Below are 15,869 nucleotides of genomic sequence, written 5' to 3'. Positions count from 1 at the left end.
TTGCGGACAAAAATACAAAACTCTAATGTATAGGAATTTATCCTATGTTAAAAAATACCCCTTTGCCCTAATACGACTCAATGATTGTTGTGTAATGCCAAGGAAAGAAGCGATATGTCCCAAAGTCACTCTATGAAAAAGGGCCGGACACTCACTCATTAATTTTTCATAACGCTCATACGCAGACAAGTTGAGGCGAGATATATGAATATCTTGTAAGCGAAGAAAATTTTCCTGTTGTAACACCCTCATCCAATTTGCAATATCTATATCTGACTTATACAACTCATTAAGCGTTTCAATGGAAATAGAATAGACCAGTGTTTCTTCCAATGTTTCCACGTATTCAAAGCCTGCTTTGTTCCTATATAAATCCCACGAGCCACAAGCTACATCACCTTCCATAGAGAACCATGTCGTTATTTCTTTTCCATCGTGCAAGGTGTACGAGCGTGTCATTCCCTTCTCTATGAAGTGGACTTGCCTATCAAATTGTCCTGCACGGATAATAAGTGTTTTGGCAGGAAACACTTGCTTTTCAAAACCATGTGTTAATGCTGCCAATGCTTCATCTGAAACCGGATAATAAGCTCTTATTGTTCTGACAATATTCTCCATACTAAAATATTCCTTTTTACAAAGGTATAAAACAAGGAAGAGTTTGCGAAACTTGCGTAACATATTTGTCATATATAGATTGCAAAATCTAGTATTTCTAAAGAAAATAAAGGATGAATGGCTATTTTTTATGTTATAAAACACATTTCTCGCAAACATTTCGTATCTTTGCAACGTTATAAGATAAAAGAAAAGATGTAAAAACCCGCTTTCCGAAACGCGGAGAGCACAAAAAGATGAGAATTATGAAAAAGAATGCAAATGAAATTTTTATGTTACAGTACCAAATCAAACGCTATCAGGCAAGGGGTAATGGAACAATGTGTCAAACACTGAACGGTAAACTACAAAAGCTGCTTGCAAAGCAGTCCCTCGTAACCATGTAAAAAAACACCTTTAAATACAATGAATAAAGGGCAGGGAACTTTTCAGTTCTCTGCCCTTTTTCTTTTTTATCCATCTATACTAATGGTTAGCACCAACAACAAACTCGCTTTGCATCCTTATCTCCCTACCGTCAACCGAAATTCCTTGTAGGGTAATTATATATATTCCGTTCATATCCGAAGTATAAAAGTTGAGTGTACCCATAGCGGAAGTTATCTCCGGATTCCAATAAAGTGTATGCCGAAAATCCGGTAAGCGAGAACCGGCTTGTTTCTCTGAATTGTATGATGGAGCAACAAATGCGATTCTCTTTTGTGGAAACTCATAAGAAAACATCTGTGAATTCTTATCCAAACGTATATCAGGCAATGTTCCCCGATGGGTTATAAACGAAACAATTCCATCATACAACTCCCCGCCAAAAGTATATTTGCCAGTATAACGATGTATATAGTGTATCAAACGGGCATCATAGTTCAGAATGGTTTCATGGTCATCAAACGGAATCCCGTCTAACAACACCAGTGTTTTCATATTACTGAATCTCCTTATATCCGGTTGCAGTATCCGGATGACATCTTTACCTTCCAGCTGACTGATACGTATTCCCTTGACAAATTCCACAAAAACATCCCTCACAGTCCTGAAACGAACATACTCATCCAGATTATAAGTGGAAGCGGGAACAAAATCATAAAGTTGTTGCAATATACTCTTGCTATACGAAGAATCTACCGGCAAAAGAGAATGTAATTGCGCGCTGAAACCACGCTCTATCAAGTCTTCTTTCCGAAATGACACACAGACCTTAGGAAGTTTTTCCGCCAACACCCCGACAAAAGGAGAAACAAGCTCCAATCGGCAGGGACTTTCCTCCTCCGGTAATGCAGTTAATACAATCTCCTGCATATCCGTTATTCCGGTCGTATAAAAAGCATAAATAGCGTCAGCCTTAGGCTGTCCGTCAAAGACACGAATATCCTTGCCCACACATGCCAGACGTGCATTTACATTGTCAGCAGGCGCTCCCATCAGCCTGCCGGTTACAATATGCCCTTCACACTCTGCAGCAAATGACCGTTCCGGAACACTTGTATAGTTCTTCTGCCCGTCGGCTGATATTGGAAACCCCTTTAGCACATAGTCTTTTCGTACTACGGACAAAGTAAGCTCCTTGACATCAGCAGGCAGATTGGGTAATGTCAAGGCTACTTTACTCCGGTTCCCATAGACCGATTTATCTGTCCATAAGTCCGCTCCGGAAAGCTGATTGCCGGAAGCTTGTGAAACGGTAATGGAATCCGTGAAAAGTTCCACATTATCCTCCTCTGTTGTCTGAACAGTATTAAGCAAGGCTATATACTTCTTTGGGAAACAAGCCATAGGATAGTTCCTCATATAACGCGTATATGCCGTCAGTTGGTAAGCTCCGGTATGCATGACTTGCGGAAGTCTGATACACCCCCATCCATTCCCGTTCTGCAAGTCGATTTTACCTTGTGCGTATACCAGCTTCGTGTCACTTATCTCTACATAAGCTACTTTGCTTAATACGCTTCCACGAGACAAGGAATCCGTCACACAAACTTTTATCCACAAATCTTCTCCAGCCACATAGCAGTCCTTGTCTGTATAAATACGCATATTCTCAACAATTTGAGCATGTAATCCCAATACAAGAACCCAACCTATAATACAAAATATCACTCTCTTCATATCATTTCAATATTAATTCATTTCATCCGGCCAGAAGGAAGGCTTTTCCAGGCTGGCACCTAAATAGCGTACGTCTGTACAACCTCCGGGAACCCATGCATAACCTACCATCAATGGATAAGCAATAGCATATCCCATCACATATAAATCCATGTACGAATCTGCCCAACCTCTAAATTCTTGGCAATAACCGTCAGGAAACCTATAATATATATCATCGGCAGAAATGAAAATACGATATTTTGCCACATTCATGCTAACTCCCACATAACCAACTACATTTTTGCCTGAATTGTTGCAAATAATATTCGTAGGAAGTTCCGAAGGCTGAGGAATAAACAATCCACCCATTTCTTCATTGATTTTTATTTTCTCCTGATAATATTCGTACTCGCCCCTCGAAATCTTACGCTGTTTCACCAAAGTGCTATAATGATGAAAGACACGGTTATTATCCGCCTTTATAGAATAGAGCCACTTATCCTTCAATTGAGCATCCTTATTTGTTCCTATATTACCTACTATGATTTTAGCCGACTTATCATGACACCATCCCCGTGCATATGGTGTAGCATCAAAATCAACCACCTCATCAGTGGTAGGGTCATAACGGAACTTGGGATTATATACTGCCCTCACTTCCCAATCTTCCTCGTAACTCCAGAAATAACATCCGCCATCTTCACTCCGCATAGAAAAGCGGATAGAGATGTCACCGTATTTTTCCGGTTGCTCGTAGGTAACGTCATTTATTGTTTCTGTCTCCAATGGATATTGAGGCTCCGAAGTATAAATATCCCCTTCATACACAATTTTCAGACTATAGCTGGCATCTTTATTCAAAGAGCCAATTACAACTTGGTATTTTCCATCTCCCAAAGAGGTGCCATTAAAGCAAGAACCATCACTTCCTACTACACTGACTTCTGCATCTATCTTGTTATAATCTTGAGGAATTCCTTCTACATTCAAAGGAAAGGAACAGCTCAAGGAAAAAACGACTGTACTATCTGATATGATGTTACCTTCAACTATAAGCACCCTCGTACTACTCTCCGGCAAGTGCGCATTGAATTTATCCACACAACTGCCAATAGTGAGCCACAACAAGCATATCCATGTTACTATATATTTTGCATTATTCATCGCTTTTTCTTATTAAAACAGATTGATTTCAACTGGCCAGAAGGAAGGCTTTTCCAAGCTGGCACCTAAATAGCGTACGTCTGTACAACCTCCAGAAACCCATGCATAACCTTTGAATCCCGTACGTGGGTCCGGGTCCGGATATGCAATGGTATACCCCATCAAGTATAAATCTAAAAATGTATACTCTTCTTTCAGCCCTTTCGCTCCCTGACAATACCCCTCAGGAAGCCTATATTGTATATCATCTGTAGAAATGAAAATGCGATATTCCGCCACATTCAAACTGACACCAACATATCCAATGGCCTGTTTATTTGAGCTTTCACATCTAATGTTCGACGGCAATTCCGAAGGCTGGGGAACAAACAACCCGCCCATCTCCTCATTAAGCTTTATTTTCTCCTGATAATATTCATATTCACCCTTCGAAATCTTACGTTGTTTCACTATAGTACTGTAATAGCAAGAAAAACGAATATCGTCTGCTTCAATGGAATAGAGACACTTATCCTTTACACGATTATCCTTGTTTATTTCCATATTACCTATTATTATCTCGGACGATTCACTGTGACACCATCCGCGTGAGTATGGTCTAGCATCATAATCAACGATCTTATCTGTTTCGGGGTCATAAGCACACATAGGATTGTATACGGCCCTCACCTCCCAATCTTCTTCATAACTCCAAGAATAACATGCAGCATCTTTGCTTTGCATAGAGAAACGGATACTGACATCACCATACTCCCCTTGCTGTTCGTAGGTGACATCGTCTATGCTTTCCGTCCCTATCGGATATTGAGGTTCGGAAGTATAGATATCTCCCTCATAGACAATCTTTAAGCTATAGCGGACATCCCTATGCAATGTTCCGACAGCAACCCGGTACTTTCCATTACCCAACGCAACACCCCTAAAACTGGAGCCATCCTCACCGGTTACACAAACTTCAGCATCCACCTTATTGAAATCAGGAGGAACCCCTTCCACATCCAAGGAAAAGGAACGGCTCAAAGAAAACACGACAGCACTATCCGATATTATACTACCTTCAACTATGAGAAGGCCGATACTACTTTCCGGCAAGTGGGCATTGAACTTATCCACACAATTACTAAGGAACAACCATAACGGACATATACATATCACCCAATATACTTTATTCTTCATACCCTTTCAGAATTTAATATTATAAGTAACAAAAGGAATGGGAGCACCGAATATGGACATCTTGTATCCTTGAATCCTACCCTCCTCGGACACAAAATAGACAGAGTACACATTCTTCCTTCCGGTCAGGTTATAGATACCGAAAGAAAGGGAACTGTGGGTCAACAATGTCAGGTGGTGACTGGGTTCAATATTGAACGACAAATCCATACGGAAATAGTCGGGAACACGATAACTGTTACGGTCGGTATAGTAAACCTGCATTTTCTTCAAACCCTGGTCGTAGTATTGCCCGGCAGGAATTGTGGTGGGACGGCCCGTACTGTAATCCATATTGAAAGACATGCTGTAACGGCGGGTAAACTTGTAATTGCCTACAAGCTTGAAGTCATGCGGCTTGTCATACTCGGTCGGATACCATTCTCCACCATTGATGGGACGGGCTATGCGCGGATCATTCTGACGCAAGAAAGTGCGCGAATAAGTATAGCTCATCCACCCGTTCAGTTTTCCAGCCGGTTTTTTCACCTGGAATTCCACGCCGTAAGCATATCCCTCCGTATTGATGACATCCGTCTCCAGATGGTGGTTCATCAGGATTTGGGCGGAACTGCGATAATCCAGATAATCAATCAGCTTTTTGTAATATCCTTCTACAGATAATTCCAGAAGTTGCCCCGGCGTATTATAGTAGGCACCTGCCGCCACCTGCCAGCCACGTTGAGGCTTGATGTTGGGGTCGCTCAGCTTCCAGGTATCCGTAGGAGACATAACGGCAGTATTCGATACCTTATGGATATACTGCCTCATCGTATTGAAACCGGCCTTTACGGAAAAATCATCTGTAAAGGCATAACGTGCCGACACTCTGAATTCCGGTCCGTGATAGGTCTTGATGACCTTTCCATTCCCCGCCGTGATAGAATCCACCACCGAAGACATGGAGGGCAGTATACCTTCCTGATATGTATAGTAAGTGCGCGGTCCCAAAGCATTGAGCATAGAATAGCGTATACCCGCATTGATGGAGAGCCTGGAAGTTATATCCCATTCATCCCCTATATAAACGGCACTTTCCAGTGCTTTATCCTTTTGCAGTTCATCATATCTTACCAGCGAATTAGGCCCCACCGGCTCGTAGGTCCCGGAATTCACATTATACAGCTGGCTCATCAAACCGAAGTTCACCGCATGGCTATTGCCGGCTTGATAAAGAAAGTCCGCTTTTCCAAACCATTGGTTAATGGCAAAAGACAGCCGTGCGGCAGACGCTTCCTCCACCGTTTCATCATTTCGGTAATCGTAGTGGTCATAACCGAAAGAGAAGTTTCCGGTCAGCTTTTCTGCAAAGACAGTCCTCCAGTTTGCCGAGAAATTCATATTGTTGTAGGCATACTTCTCATTGTCATTAAAGGCAAAACGGTCGTGACTATAATAGCCATAGACATTCAGCTTGTTGCGCTCGTTCACCGTATGCGAGAAGACAGTCCCCAAATCATAGAAACCGGCTTTCCCATCACGATACCCGCTTTTGTTGGGTAATGTCTTCATTATCCAGTCCGAATAGGTCGTACGTCCACTCAGCAGAAGGGAAGTCTTTTCCTTAATGATGGGAATCTCGAGATTCAACTTACTGGTCACAAGCCCGATACCTGCAGAACCGGTAAACTTTTCCTTGTTCGCCTCCTTGCTGGTGATGTTCAGTACGGAAGCGATACGCCCGCCATACTGGCTGGGGATACTGCTCTTATAAAGTTCCGCATCCTTTATCATGTCCGAATTAAAAGCCGTGAAAAAACCGAAAAGATGATTGGGGTTATAAATCGTTCCGTTATTGAAAAGAAGCAGGTTCTGGTCAGCGGCACTCCCACGCACATTGTAACCGCTTGATGCCTCCCCCACTGTCTTGATGCCGGGAAGTGTCTGTATCATCTTCAGCACATCCACCTCACCCATAGCCGTAGGAATGTTTTTCAGCAGGGCAGGCTGCAGCTTCTCCATTCCCAACTGCACACTTTTCACGTTCTGTATACGCCCCGAAACAATAAGCACCTCATCCAACATATGGTCTTCCTCTTCCAACTCGATATGGACAATGCCTTCACCATAAAGCATAAATTGCCGATGGGTCACTTTGATATTCATCCCACTGATTTCAAGAATATTATAGCCTGCAGGCAGGTCAATGGTAAATTCCCCCTGACGGTTGGTCGTCGTAGCTACCCACGGCTCTCGATGAATGATGTTGATACCATCCAGATTCTGGCCGGTCTTAAAGTCAGAAACTCTTCCGGTCAAAGTTATCATATCTCCGGGGGCAGGCTTGTACTTGTTTCCTATCTCATAGACCTTGTTTTCTGAAGAAGACTTCACAACAGGAATATATGAAGGCAATAGTTCCTCATCTGTCTCCAACTTTTCCCCCATCAATGCCGGTGGCAGCGAGGTGGCCAGAAAAACCTCCGGCAAGACAAATATTCTGTCACCATAAACCGTCACCTTATAGATAGTAGCTGCCAAAGCCTCTCTCAAGTACTCGGCAGTGGGGTTCTTCACCTCTGCCCGCTTCACTTTAAAAGGAACCGTTATCGTTGTATAAACACGGCAAGACGTGCCCTTTTCTACTGCATCCATCAATTCGAATATGGAAATGCTGTCCGTAGCCATCTGTTGCTGTGCAAACATGCCGAAAGGCGACAATAGGAGGAAAAAGGCTACTGTATATTTAAGATTATGTGCTTTCATATTATTTTCCATGAATTAAGGAATCAATATATTCCGTTAACCGGGTCATTGCCCGGACACCGCCATTTTCCTTGAAGTCCAGCCGCTCTTTCCGGCAATAAGCCTTCAACTGCTTCTTGTATGTAGGAAAAAGTTTCAAGAAACCCGAACGGGAAGTTATCACATAATCGGTTCTGCCACTGCGAAGACTGAAATAGCTCTTTTTCTTGAACCGGCTGTAATAAAGATCGTTTTTCTTCACCTGAGACTCCATTGTGGATACGATATACTGTGTCAGGCACATTTGCGGACTATCATATAGCAACGCAGCGAAACAGTCACCCTGCGGTACAAACTTCTGTCCTTCTATGACAAAATAATCCACTTTCCGCATATCTACCTGCAAGGTTATCCGTTTCTCCGGAGTAACCACAATCAGACTCTTTTTATAGGTATCATAACGGAGCTGCAAATCCGAGTAAAGCCATCTGCCATAACAGACAGCCCCCTCGCGAAATTCATCCGTATTCCAATAGGGATGGTTAAGATACTTCTGCTGGTTATAATTTTCCTCTGCCTTACCGGAGTAAAGAGCAGCATAATCTCCTGCCGCTTTTCTGAATTCATCAAAAACGGCTTGTTGTGCACAAACCAAAGATGGAAAACATAGGACGCATAGTAGCGTGTAAAGGTGTGTTTTTCGCATATATGTGAAGTGTTATAGGTGAGGATAATCACAAATATAACATTTCACTTTTAAAAATAAAATTATTATTATATATAATTCAAATAAAAACAAAAAATAGAGCCATAATCGGATGCTAAACACAAAGCTAAACATTTAGCATGCAAGCAGAAGCACATTACAATAAGATTAAAGCACCATTCATCCTCCGCCATCAATTATACTTACATATATTTATAAAAAAACGATACAGCACAATCGCTCAAGCCGCAACAATATCCTTCCCGAAAGGAGTCAATGCCAGCCCTGCCAGCTTAAAATGTTGGATACCGAACGGAATGCCTATAATGGTGATGCACAGCAATAACCCGAATCCCAAGTGCGAAAGGCAAATCCAAATGCCGCCCAAGAATATCCAAAGAATATTCATCAGCACATAGAGGCAACCGTTGGAACGTTCCCCGCTACGAACCTCTTTGCCGAAAGGCCACAAGGCAAGGCTTGCCATTTTCAAGGTCTGCATGCCAAAAGGGATGCCAATAATGGTGAACATCATCAATAAACTTGCAATAAGATACTCCACAGCAGTGATGATACCTCCAAACATCAACCACAAAATATTCATAAAACAGCCCATAGCTTTCCTTTTTTTGATACTGAACACAAATATAGCATTATTTATTTGAATGTTCCGTCTCCCAGTCACTAAATTCAAAACTCAGCTGTTCCCAGACTCCTTTCTCCTCCCCCTCTTCACGGGGGTTGGAAACGGAAAGCCCAATCAAACGGATAGGATGATGTTCATAATCCACTTCCTGCAGCAATTGCTTTGCCAAAGGCAGAATCACGTCAAGGGCAACCAGCTCCTTTGCTTGGGTCATACTGCGGGTAATCTGGCTAAAATCATGAAACTTGATTTTCAGCGTCAGCGTATTCCCGCGGAAATTGGCGTGCTCCAGGCGCCCCACCAGCTCCACTGCCGCATGGTACAACTCTATAATGACGGATGAACGCTTGCTGATGTCCTTCTCCAAAGTATGTTCGCAACCCACAGACTTGCGGATGCGGACAGCCTCTACCGGACGGATATCGATGCCACGGGCAAAATCATAATAAATTGTCCCCACTTTGCCAAATTCGCGGGTCAGCATCTCCAAAGACTGCATGCGCAGCTGTTCCCCGTTGTGAATCCCCAAAGTGTGCATCTTCTTCGCCGTTACCGGTCCCACTCCCCAGAAACTTTCAATGGGCAGCCGGGCAACAAAGTCCAACGCCTGGGCAGGATGTATGGTGCAAAGCCCGTCCGGCTTGCGGTAGTCCGAGGCTATCTTGGCAAGAAACTTATTATAGGATATGCCGGCGGAAGCCACCAGATTCAACCTCTCCCGCACCTTCCGCTTTATCTCCTTCGCGATGTCTACAGCCAATGGAATGCCCGGTTTATTCTCCGTCACATCCAGAAAAGCCTCGTCCAGCGAAATGGGCTCGATGACATCCGTATATTCATGAAAGATTTCGTGTATCTGGCGGGAAACGGATTTGTAGACTTCCATCCGTCCCGGGATAAAGATAAGTTGGGGGCACAGCCGCTTTGCCTTCAGTGACGACATGGCAGAACGCACCCCGAAACGCCGTGCCTCGTAACTGGCTGCCGCCACCACTCCCCGTTCCTCCGCATGGCCCACGGCAATGGGCTTGCCCCGCAATGCAGGATTATCACGCTGTTCTACGGAGGCGTAGAATGCGTCCATATCGATGTGTATAATTTTTCGTCCGGTCATTCTTCTTTCAACTCCCCGATACAAAGATACACTAATTTTTCTTCATCCGAAGTATCCGCCGATAGACATAAATGAAGGCTGGTATTAAAAAGGCATCTGCAAAAATCCATGCAGTAGGGTCACCAAAACACACGGCCAGATAGCCGAAAGCCGGAACAGCCAGCAGGCTGACCAGTATCCGGGCAATCATCTCCGAGACACCGGAAAGCATGGCAAGATTGGTATATCCCACCCCCTGGATAGTGTATCGCAGGATGCAGAGCAGTCCCAGAACCGGAAAAAAGGAAACGGAAATGTGCAGGAACAACTCCGTATTCTTTAAAATCTCCAACTCAGAGGCATCTACAAAGAGCAGGGCAAAAGTCCTGGCACCGAACATCAGTACACAGAAAGTGAACGCCCAATAAACAATCATCATCAGGGTGCTTGCCTTGACTCCCATCCAGATACGTTCCGGCTTGCCCGCACCGTAGTTTTGCCCGCTATAGGTGGCCATTGCCATGCCCAGACTCTCGAAAGGACACATGAAAAACATCTTGATACGCATGGCTGCCGTGAATGCAGCCACACAAGCCGTACCCAAAGCATTATTGGCGCTTTGCAGCATAATGCTGCCAATGGCAGTAATGGAAAATTGCAGTCCCATGGGTACGCCGATGTACATCAGTGTGCGTGCCAAAGCACCGTCGAATTTCCGCTCGGCAGGCGTTGTCTTCAGAATGTCGAAACGACGCATCATATAGATGTAGCACAATATGGCCGAGACGCCTTGTGAAAATACGGTAGCGATGGCAGCTCCTGCCACTCCCCAACCCAGTACCAGAATGCAGAACAAATCGAGCAGGATATTCAGTACCGTAGAGAGAAGTAGAAACCAAAACGGCGTCTTGCTGTCACCCAATGCACGGATAATACTGGACAGCAGATTATAGAAGAAAGTAAAGGGAACCCCGATAAACGTGACAAGCAGGTAATAATAGGCTCCCGTGAATATGTTCTCCGGCGTACTCATCATGTGCAGAATATCTGCACAGTAAATGCTGGTAACCACGGCAATGACAACAGACATCACCGCAGCCAGCTGCAGGCTGACAGCCACATAACGGCGCATCGTGACATAATCCCGCGCACCGAACTTTTGCGCCACGGGAATGCCGAAACCTCCGCAACAGCCATTGCAGAATCCCAGAATAAGAAAAACGACCGAAGTGCTTGCCCCGACTGAAGCCAAGGCGTTGATACCCAGAAAGCGCCCCACGATAGCTGCATCCACCAATGAATAGGTCTGTTGCAGCAGATTGCCGAGCAGTAAAGGCAAAGTAAAGTTGAAAATCAACGGAAGAGCCCGTCCTTCCGTCATTTCTCTGGATGTTGCCATAAATCTGATACCTCCGAAATTGGGTGCAAAAATACGAAAAGATAGCGTTTACAGACTTGACGAAGGTCAAATTTAATAGGGAAGCTTAAGAAGAAGGAAGGCGAAGGACAAATCATTCCATCATGGGGAAAATATTATTCCACCACTAGGAAAAAATCGTTCCACCATGGTGGAACGATTTTTCCTCCACGATGGAACGATTAAATCTATGCAGATTCGGAGCTTAGTATTTACACTCGCGAATTATCTCTATCAGCTGCCGGAAATCTTCGGGATGAACATCTCCGATATTGCCGATACGGAAAGTGTCGGCTTGCGAAATCTTTCCCGGATAGATGACAAATCCACGCTCTTTCAGTTGTGTGTAGAAAGCTTTGAAATTGAAATCGGCATGAGGATAGAGGAAAGAAGTAATAACGGGCGATTGAATCTCGTCCGGCAGCAACGTTTGGAAACCGAGGGAACGCATGCCGTCTACCAGCACGCGGTGGTTCTCGCAATATCTGTTGTGACGGGCCTCCACACCGCCCTCCTCTGCCAGTTCGTCCATGGCTTGCTTGAAGGCGCGGACCACGTGTGTAGGAGAAGTAAAACGCCATTTGCCATGTCCTTTCTCCATGGCTTCCCATTGGTCGTAAATGTCGAGAGAGAGTGACTTGGAGACGCCCTTGCAGTGCAACAGCTCGGAACGGCGGGCGATGATGAAGCCAAACCCCGGAACACCCTGGATGCACTTGTTGGCACTGCTGATGAGGAAGTCTATGCCCAGTTCGTGTACATCGAGGGGAACACCGCCGAAGCTGCTCATGGCGTCTACAATCAGTTTCTTGCCGTGCATCTTGACGAGGTGGGCTATCTCCTTGAGGGGATTGAGCACGCCGGTAGTGGTTTCGCAATGCACCACGGCAACGTGGGTGATTTCGGCATTGTGCGAAAGATAGTCGTCGACGTAGCTGACGGAGACTTGCTCTGTTTCGTCAAAAGCAAGCATGTCGTACGAGATGCCGTGATACTCGGCGATGTTGCCCATGCGGTCGCCGTAGGCGCCGTTGCTCAGTATGAGGAGTTTGTCGCCAGGCTTGATGACGCTACCGATGACGGCTTCCACACAATACGTGCCGCTGCCTTGCAGGAGGATGGAAGTATAGTCGCCGGTATGCTGGGTGGCGAGGGAGACGAGGGACTTGCGGATTTCTTCCACAATGTGGAGGTTGTAGTCTTCGTCCCAGGTACACCAGTCGGTCAGCATGGCTTCCTTGACGGTTTGTGAGGTAGTAAGGGGGCCGGAGGTAAGGAGAATGTAGGGTTTCATATGCATTGAGTTTTTAAGTTTATACGTTTATAAGGGTTACAAAATCTCAAGTTTACGGTTTATCTCGGCGATGACTGCGGGGAGCTCGGCAATGGTATCGACCACATAGTGGGCACCGGCGGCAAGCATGCGGCGGCGGACATCGGCCTTACGGGCTTCGAGCTCATCGGCAGGCAAGGAGGAGACTTCCTCTTGTGTCAGTCCCAGTTCGTTACTGCCGAGGACTACGCCGACGGTCCATGCTTTGGCATTGATACCCTCCTTGATGTCGGCGATGGTGTCGCCATACTTCAACACACAATCTACGGAGGGGATGGCGAAGTCTGCCATATTCTTATATATCATGTAGGGAGCAGGACGGCCTGCAGGCAACCCGTCGGGAGTGACGCAATTATCTACCGCATAGCCTTTGGCTGTGGCGGCAGGCAGCACAACATCCATCATAGAGCGGGTATAGCCGGTGGTGGAGCCAATGCGGATACCTTGCGCACGCAGTGCGGAAATCGTTTCCACCACACCGGGAATAGGGTCGGTATAATCTTCGAGCGAGGCAAACAACACCCGTTGGAATTCGGCATAACGTGCCTGCACGTCTTCCTCACCAGCGGGACGGCCGAATTTCCGTTCAAATTCCGCACGGACACGCTCTATATCGAACAGCGCACGGATTTCTTCTACTTTGGTCAGCCCCATGTGCGCACGTGTTTCGGCAGCAGTGACGGGAACGCCGATGGCCCGAAAGCTCTCGACAAAGGCGGCGACGGGAGCAAAGCAACCGTAATCGACGGCAGTTCCTGCCCAGTCCATAATGATACATTCAATTCTTTTCATACGATATATTATTATTATTATTCAGTCTCAAGAAGCAAGGAATTGCCCGGCCGGGACCAACGGCGCAAACGGAAAAGGGAAGAGCCCAACGGTCCCGAAGCATTCTCCTTGCGATAGCGCTGCACCAGGTAGACAGCCGAGCATAGGAAAGCCACGCTGCACACAATGCCGACATAGCCCGACATCAGGTTATAGAAATCCAGCCAGTTGATGTCCGGATTGAAGAATTCCTTGAATACCAATACCACCACCGTACCGGTATACCCGATAAAATCGAGTGTGACAATAAAGAACCCCACATTCCCCTTGATGCGGAAGCAGGCGATGAAACGCTCGAAGAACAACGTCTGGAAGCTGAGGTAAACAGTATAGAGCGACAAACTCTGGAGGAACAGCCACGTCATGGGTGGCAGTTGCAACCCATCGTAATTGAAGGCCACGAATCCCAAGGTCGCTGTGCCGCACGTCACAAGCACCAGCAGCAGGCACAGCACCTTTATATTACTCCTCACCGCGGACATCAGCCCGAAAAGCAACAAGATAATCAGTGTCACCACCGCATCTACCTTGGCAAATGCCCACGACGACAGCTCCGCCGCCTCCACATCCAGAATCTTCACCAGGAAGTCCTCCTTGATGTCCTGCAAGACGGTGATGAACAAGTTTGCCGCAAACAGCATCAGCAATACCGGCATGAAGCTCTTGAAGAGGTCCGCACGCGCCCTGCCGTCCAGCGTCACCCGTTCCGAGCGTAGTGCCCGGTCTGCCGCGGTAGGTTGCGGCATTCTCGTCATCAGCCAGCCCAGCAACGACAGCAGCGGGAAGGCAAAGGCACCGATAAAGGCAGGCATCCAGAACTCACTGATGTGGAGATGCTCCATCACAAACAGCCCGACGGACTTTGCCGTGCCCGAACTGATGGCAATGCTCAGCCCCATTAGGCTCGCCAGCAGGTCCGTCACCCGCCGCCCCTCGAGGAAACTGAAAATCACTCCCCACATGCATCCCAACGAAAGCCCGTTGAAGAACAGCGCAAAGACATTCAGCGGTCGGGGCAACGCTCCGAACAGCACCAGCGAAAGCTCGGCCACCGCCACCGAGAGGATGATGAACTTCAGACGGTTCTCCTTCTTCAGTTCCGAAATTACCTTGATGCCAATCAGCTTGGAAATAAAATAGCCGGAAATCTGCACGGTGCTGGTTGCCGTCTTGTAATCCATCCCGAAGAAGTCGAGCCCGTCGAAGCCCGCAGCCGTAAACGGCTTGCGCAGCGCATAGACCAGTGAATAGGAGAGCAAAGCCGCTCCACCCGCCCAAAGGATGAATAAGGCATCAGCCAGTCTCTTGCTCTGTATTATCTGTTTTTTCTCACCGTTGAACATAGTGTGTCGTTTAAGTTGGTTCTTGATTTCGGCGGCAAAGATAGAGGCGGGTGCTGACAGCAAAAATGAATTTCCATTATTAATAAACTTCATGAGATGCTCCACTCGGCGCAGGAAGTGTACAATTACAGCGGCATCTACATCAGTTACAGCCTCTCTTCCTCCTCCAATGCCTTAAAGGTAGAGCCTTACCTGATAACCCCTGCCGACAGCAACGACCACGTCAAAGTGGTGCACATGAGCGCCTACAACACCACCCACTTCGGCACTGCTGTCTTCAACAACCACCAGAATGCCTATATCTTCTTCAACGAACGCGAGGCGCCCCAACTGGCCTTGTTCACCATCTACCTGCAACTGCCCATGTACGACTTTCCCCACCTGCTCAAAGGGCTCTACCTCTGTCTGGACTACAACCGCAACCCCATAGCCCGCCGCATCCTCTTCATCAAACACTCGGACAGCACCTCCATGGACGACTTCCTGGAACTGAAAGGCCAGCTCATCCCCCAAGACCAGCTGACCGACGAGCAACGCCCCTACTACAACTACACCTGCCAGCCGGGCGACTTCATCAAAACCTGCTCCGTCCCCTCTCCCCTGCTGAACGAGAAAGACCTGGAACGGGAGAAGCGGATGCTGGAAATCTAAGACAGCCCGGACAGTCCGGGAATTTTCACTTTGCAACCAAGTTGCATCTCCTTTCCGCTACCTTTGCTGCAGAAAATAGAAA

The 15,869-nt window shown here is 46.5% G+C and carries 13 protein-coding genes and 1 pseudogene; 2 read left to right on the top strand and 12 right to left on the bottom strand.

Annotated elements, in window-relative coordinates:
• Positions 1-42 precede the first annotated feature (42 nt).
• Positions 43-618 (bottom strand): Crp/Fnr family transcriptional regulator, encoded by a 576-nt coding sequence (locus tag DW947_RS06375; RefSeq protein WP_016272871.1) that lies wholly within the window; start codon positions 616-618, stop codon positions 43-45.
• Positions 619-863: 245 nt separating this feature from the next.
• On the opposite strand from DW947_RS06375, the gene DW947_RS21540 reads away from it, so the two are divergent.
• Positions 864-1,004, top strand: coding sequence for a hypothetical protein (locus DW947_RS21540; protein ID WP_016272872.1), 141 nt, complete (start codon positions 864-866; stop codon positions 1,002-1,004).
• A 79-nt stretch (positions 1,005-1,083) separates the two neighbouring features.
• Here DW947_RS21540 and DW947_RS06370 read toward each other — a convergent pair whose 3' ends face one another.
• The 11 genes from DW947_RS06370 to DW947_RS06315 form a co-directional block, all read right to left on the bottom strand.
• Positions 1,084-2,649: a hypothetical protein gene (locus tag DW947_RS06370; RefSeq protein ID WP_243635074.1), complete on the bottom strand. Its 1,566-nt coding sequence runs from the start codon at positions 2,647-2,649 to the stop codon at positions 1,084-1,086.
• Positions 2,650-2,733: 84 nt separating this feature from the next.
• Positions 2,734-3,867: a DUF4249 domain-containing protein gene (locus DW947_RS06365; RefSeq protein ID WP_117962740.1), complete on the bottom strand. Its 1,134-nt coding sequence runs from the start codon at positions 3,865-3,867 to the stop codon at positions 2,734-2,736.
• 12 nt (positions 3,868-3,879) lie between these two features.
• Positions 3,880-5,043: a DUF4249 domain-containing protein gene (locus tag DW947_RS06360; RefSeq protein ID WP_005832823.1), complete on the bottom strand. Its 1,164-nt coding sequence runs from the start codon at positions 5,041-5,043 to the stop codon at positions 3,880-3,882.
• Positions 5,044-5,049: 6 nt separating this feature from the next.
• Positions 5,050-7,788, bottom strand: coding sequence for a TonB-dependent receptor domain-containing protein (locus DW947_RS06355; protein ID WP_117962738.1), 2,739 nt, complete (start codon positions 7,786-7,788; stop codon positions 5,050-5,052).
• Position 7,789: 1 nt separating this feature from the next.
• Positions 7,790-8,473, bottom strand: coding sequence for a hypothetical protein (locus DW947_RS06350; protein WP_087331801.1), 684 nt, complete (start codon positions 8,471-8,473; stop codon positions 7,790-7,792).
• Between the two features lie 241 nt (positions 8,474-8,714).
• Positions 8,715-9,089 (bottom strand): YccF domain-containing protein, encoded by a 375-nt coding sequence (locus DW947_RS06345; protein ID WP_005832831.1) that lies wholly within the window; start codon positions 9,087-9,089, stop codon positions 8,715-8,717.
• 37 nt (positions 9,090-9,126) lie between these two features.
• Entirely contained in the window at positions 9,127-10,233 is a 1,107-nt protein-coding gene (gene dinB / locus DW947_RS06340) for a DNA polymerase IV (RefSeq protein ID WP_117962736.1), read from the bottom strand.
• Positions 10,234-10,264: 31 nt separating this feature from the next.
• Positions 10,265-11,611: an MATE family efflux transporter gene (locus tag DW947_RS06335; RefSeq protein ID WP_044469012.1), complete on the bottom strand. Its 1,347-nt coding sequence runs from the start codon at positions 11,609-11,611 to the stop codon at positions 10,265-10,267.
• 223 nt (positions 11,612-11,834) lie between these two features.
• Positions 11,835-12,923, bottom strand: coding sequence for a 2-aminoethylphosphonate--pyruvate transaminase (locus DW947_RS06325; protein ID WP_117962754.1), 1,089 nt, complete (start codon positions 12,921-12,923; stop codon positions 11,835-11,837).
• Positions 12,924-12,959: 36 nt separating this feature from the next.
• Positions 12,960-13,754, bottom strand: a complete 795-nt coding sequence (gene phnX / locus DW947_RS06320) for a phosphonoacetaldehyde hydrolase (RefSeq protein ID WP_117878409.1) — start codon at positions 13,752-13,754, stop codon at positions 12,960-12,962.
• 17 nt (positions 13,755-13,771) lie between these two features.
• The gene (locus DW947_RS06315; RefSeq protein ID WP_117878407.1) at positions 13,772-15,229 is read right to left on the bottom strand and encodes a DUF5690 family protein; all 1,458 of its coding nucleotides are present in this window, start codon (positions 15,227-15,229) and stop codon (positions 13,772-13,774) included.
• Here DW947_RS06315 and DW947_RS06310 point away from each other — a divergent pair.
• Positions 15,230-15,787 (top strand): annotated as a pseudogene (locus DW947_RS06310) (hypothetical protein); the annotation flags it as partial.
• Positions 15,788-15,869: the final 82 nt, after the last annotated feature.

Origin of the sequence: Bacteroides sp. AM44-19, from assembly GCF_003603395.1 — a bacterium.
Classification (GTDB): domain Bacteria; phylum Bacteroidota; class Bacteroidia; order Bacteroidales; family Bacteroidaceae; genus Bacteroides; species Bacteroides uniformis.
This window is presented reverse-complemented; position numbering and strand designations above follow the sequence as displayed.

Coding starts and splice junctions, on each gene's coding strand:
- DW947_RS06360 (WP_005832823.1), bottom strand. CDS start 5,043: ATGAAGAATAAAGTATATTGGGTGATATGTATATGTCCGTTATGGTTG.
- DW947_RS06355 (WP_117962738.1), bottom strand. CDS start 7,788: ATGAAAGCACATAATCTTAAATATACAGTAGCCTTTTTCCTCCTATTG.
- DW947_RS06365 (WP_117962740.1), bottom strand. CDS start 3,867: ATGAATAATGCAAAATATATAGTAACATGGATATGCTTGTTGTGGCTC.
- dinB (WP_117962736.1), bottom strand. CDS start 10,233: ATGACCGGACGAAAAATTATACACATCGATATGGACGCATTCTACGCC.
- DW947_RS06315 (WP_117878407.1), bottom strand. CDS start 15,229: ATGAAGTTTATTAATAATGGAAATTCATTTTTGCTGTCAGCACCCGCC.
- DW947_RS06350 (WP_087331801.1), bottom strand. CDS start 8,473: ATGCGAAAAACACACCTTTACACGCTACTATGCGTCCTATGTTTTCCA.
- phnX (WP_117878409.1), bottom strand. CDS start 13,754: ATGAAAAGAATTGAATGTATCATTATGGACTGGGCAGGAACTGCCGTC.
- DW947_RS06325 (WP_117962754.1), bottom strand. CDS start 12,923: ATGAAACCCTACATTCTCCTTACCTCCGGCCCCCTTACTACCTCACAA.
- DW947_RS06370 (WP_243635074.1), bottom strand. CDS start 2,649: ATGCGTATTTATACAGACAAGGACTGCTATGTGGCTGGAGAAGATTTG.
- DW947_RS06335 (WP_044469012.1), bottom strand. CDS start 11,611: ATGGCAACATCCAGAGAAATGACGGAAGGACGGGCTCTTCCGTTGATT.
- DW947_RS21540 (WP_016272872.1), top strand. CDS start 864: ATGAAAAAGAATGCAAATGAAATTTTTATGTTACAGTACCAAATCAAA.
- DW947_RS06375 (WP_016272871.1), bottom strand. CDS start 618: ATGGAGAATATTGTCAGAACAATAAGAGCTTATTATCCGGTTTCAGAT.
- DW947_RS06345 (WP_005832831.1), bottom strand. CDS start 9,089: ATGGGCTGTTTTATGAATATTTTGTGGTTGATGTTTGGAGGTATCATC.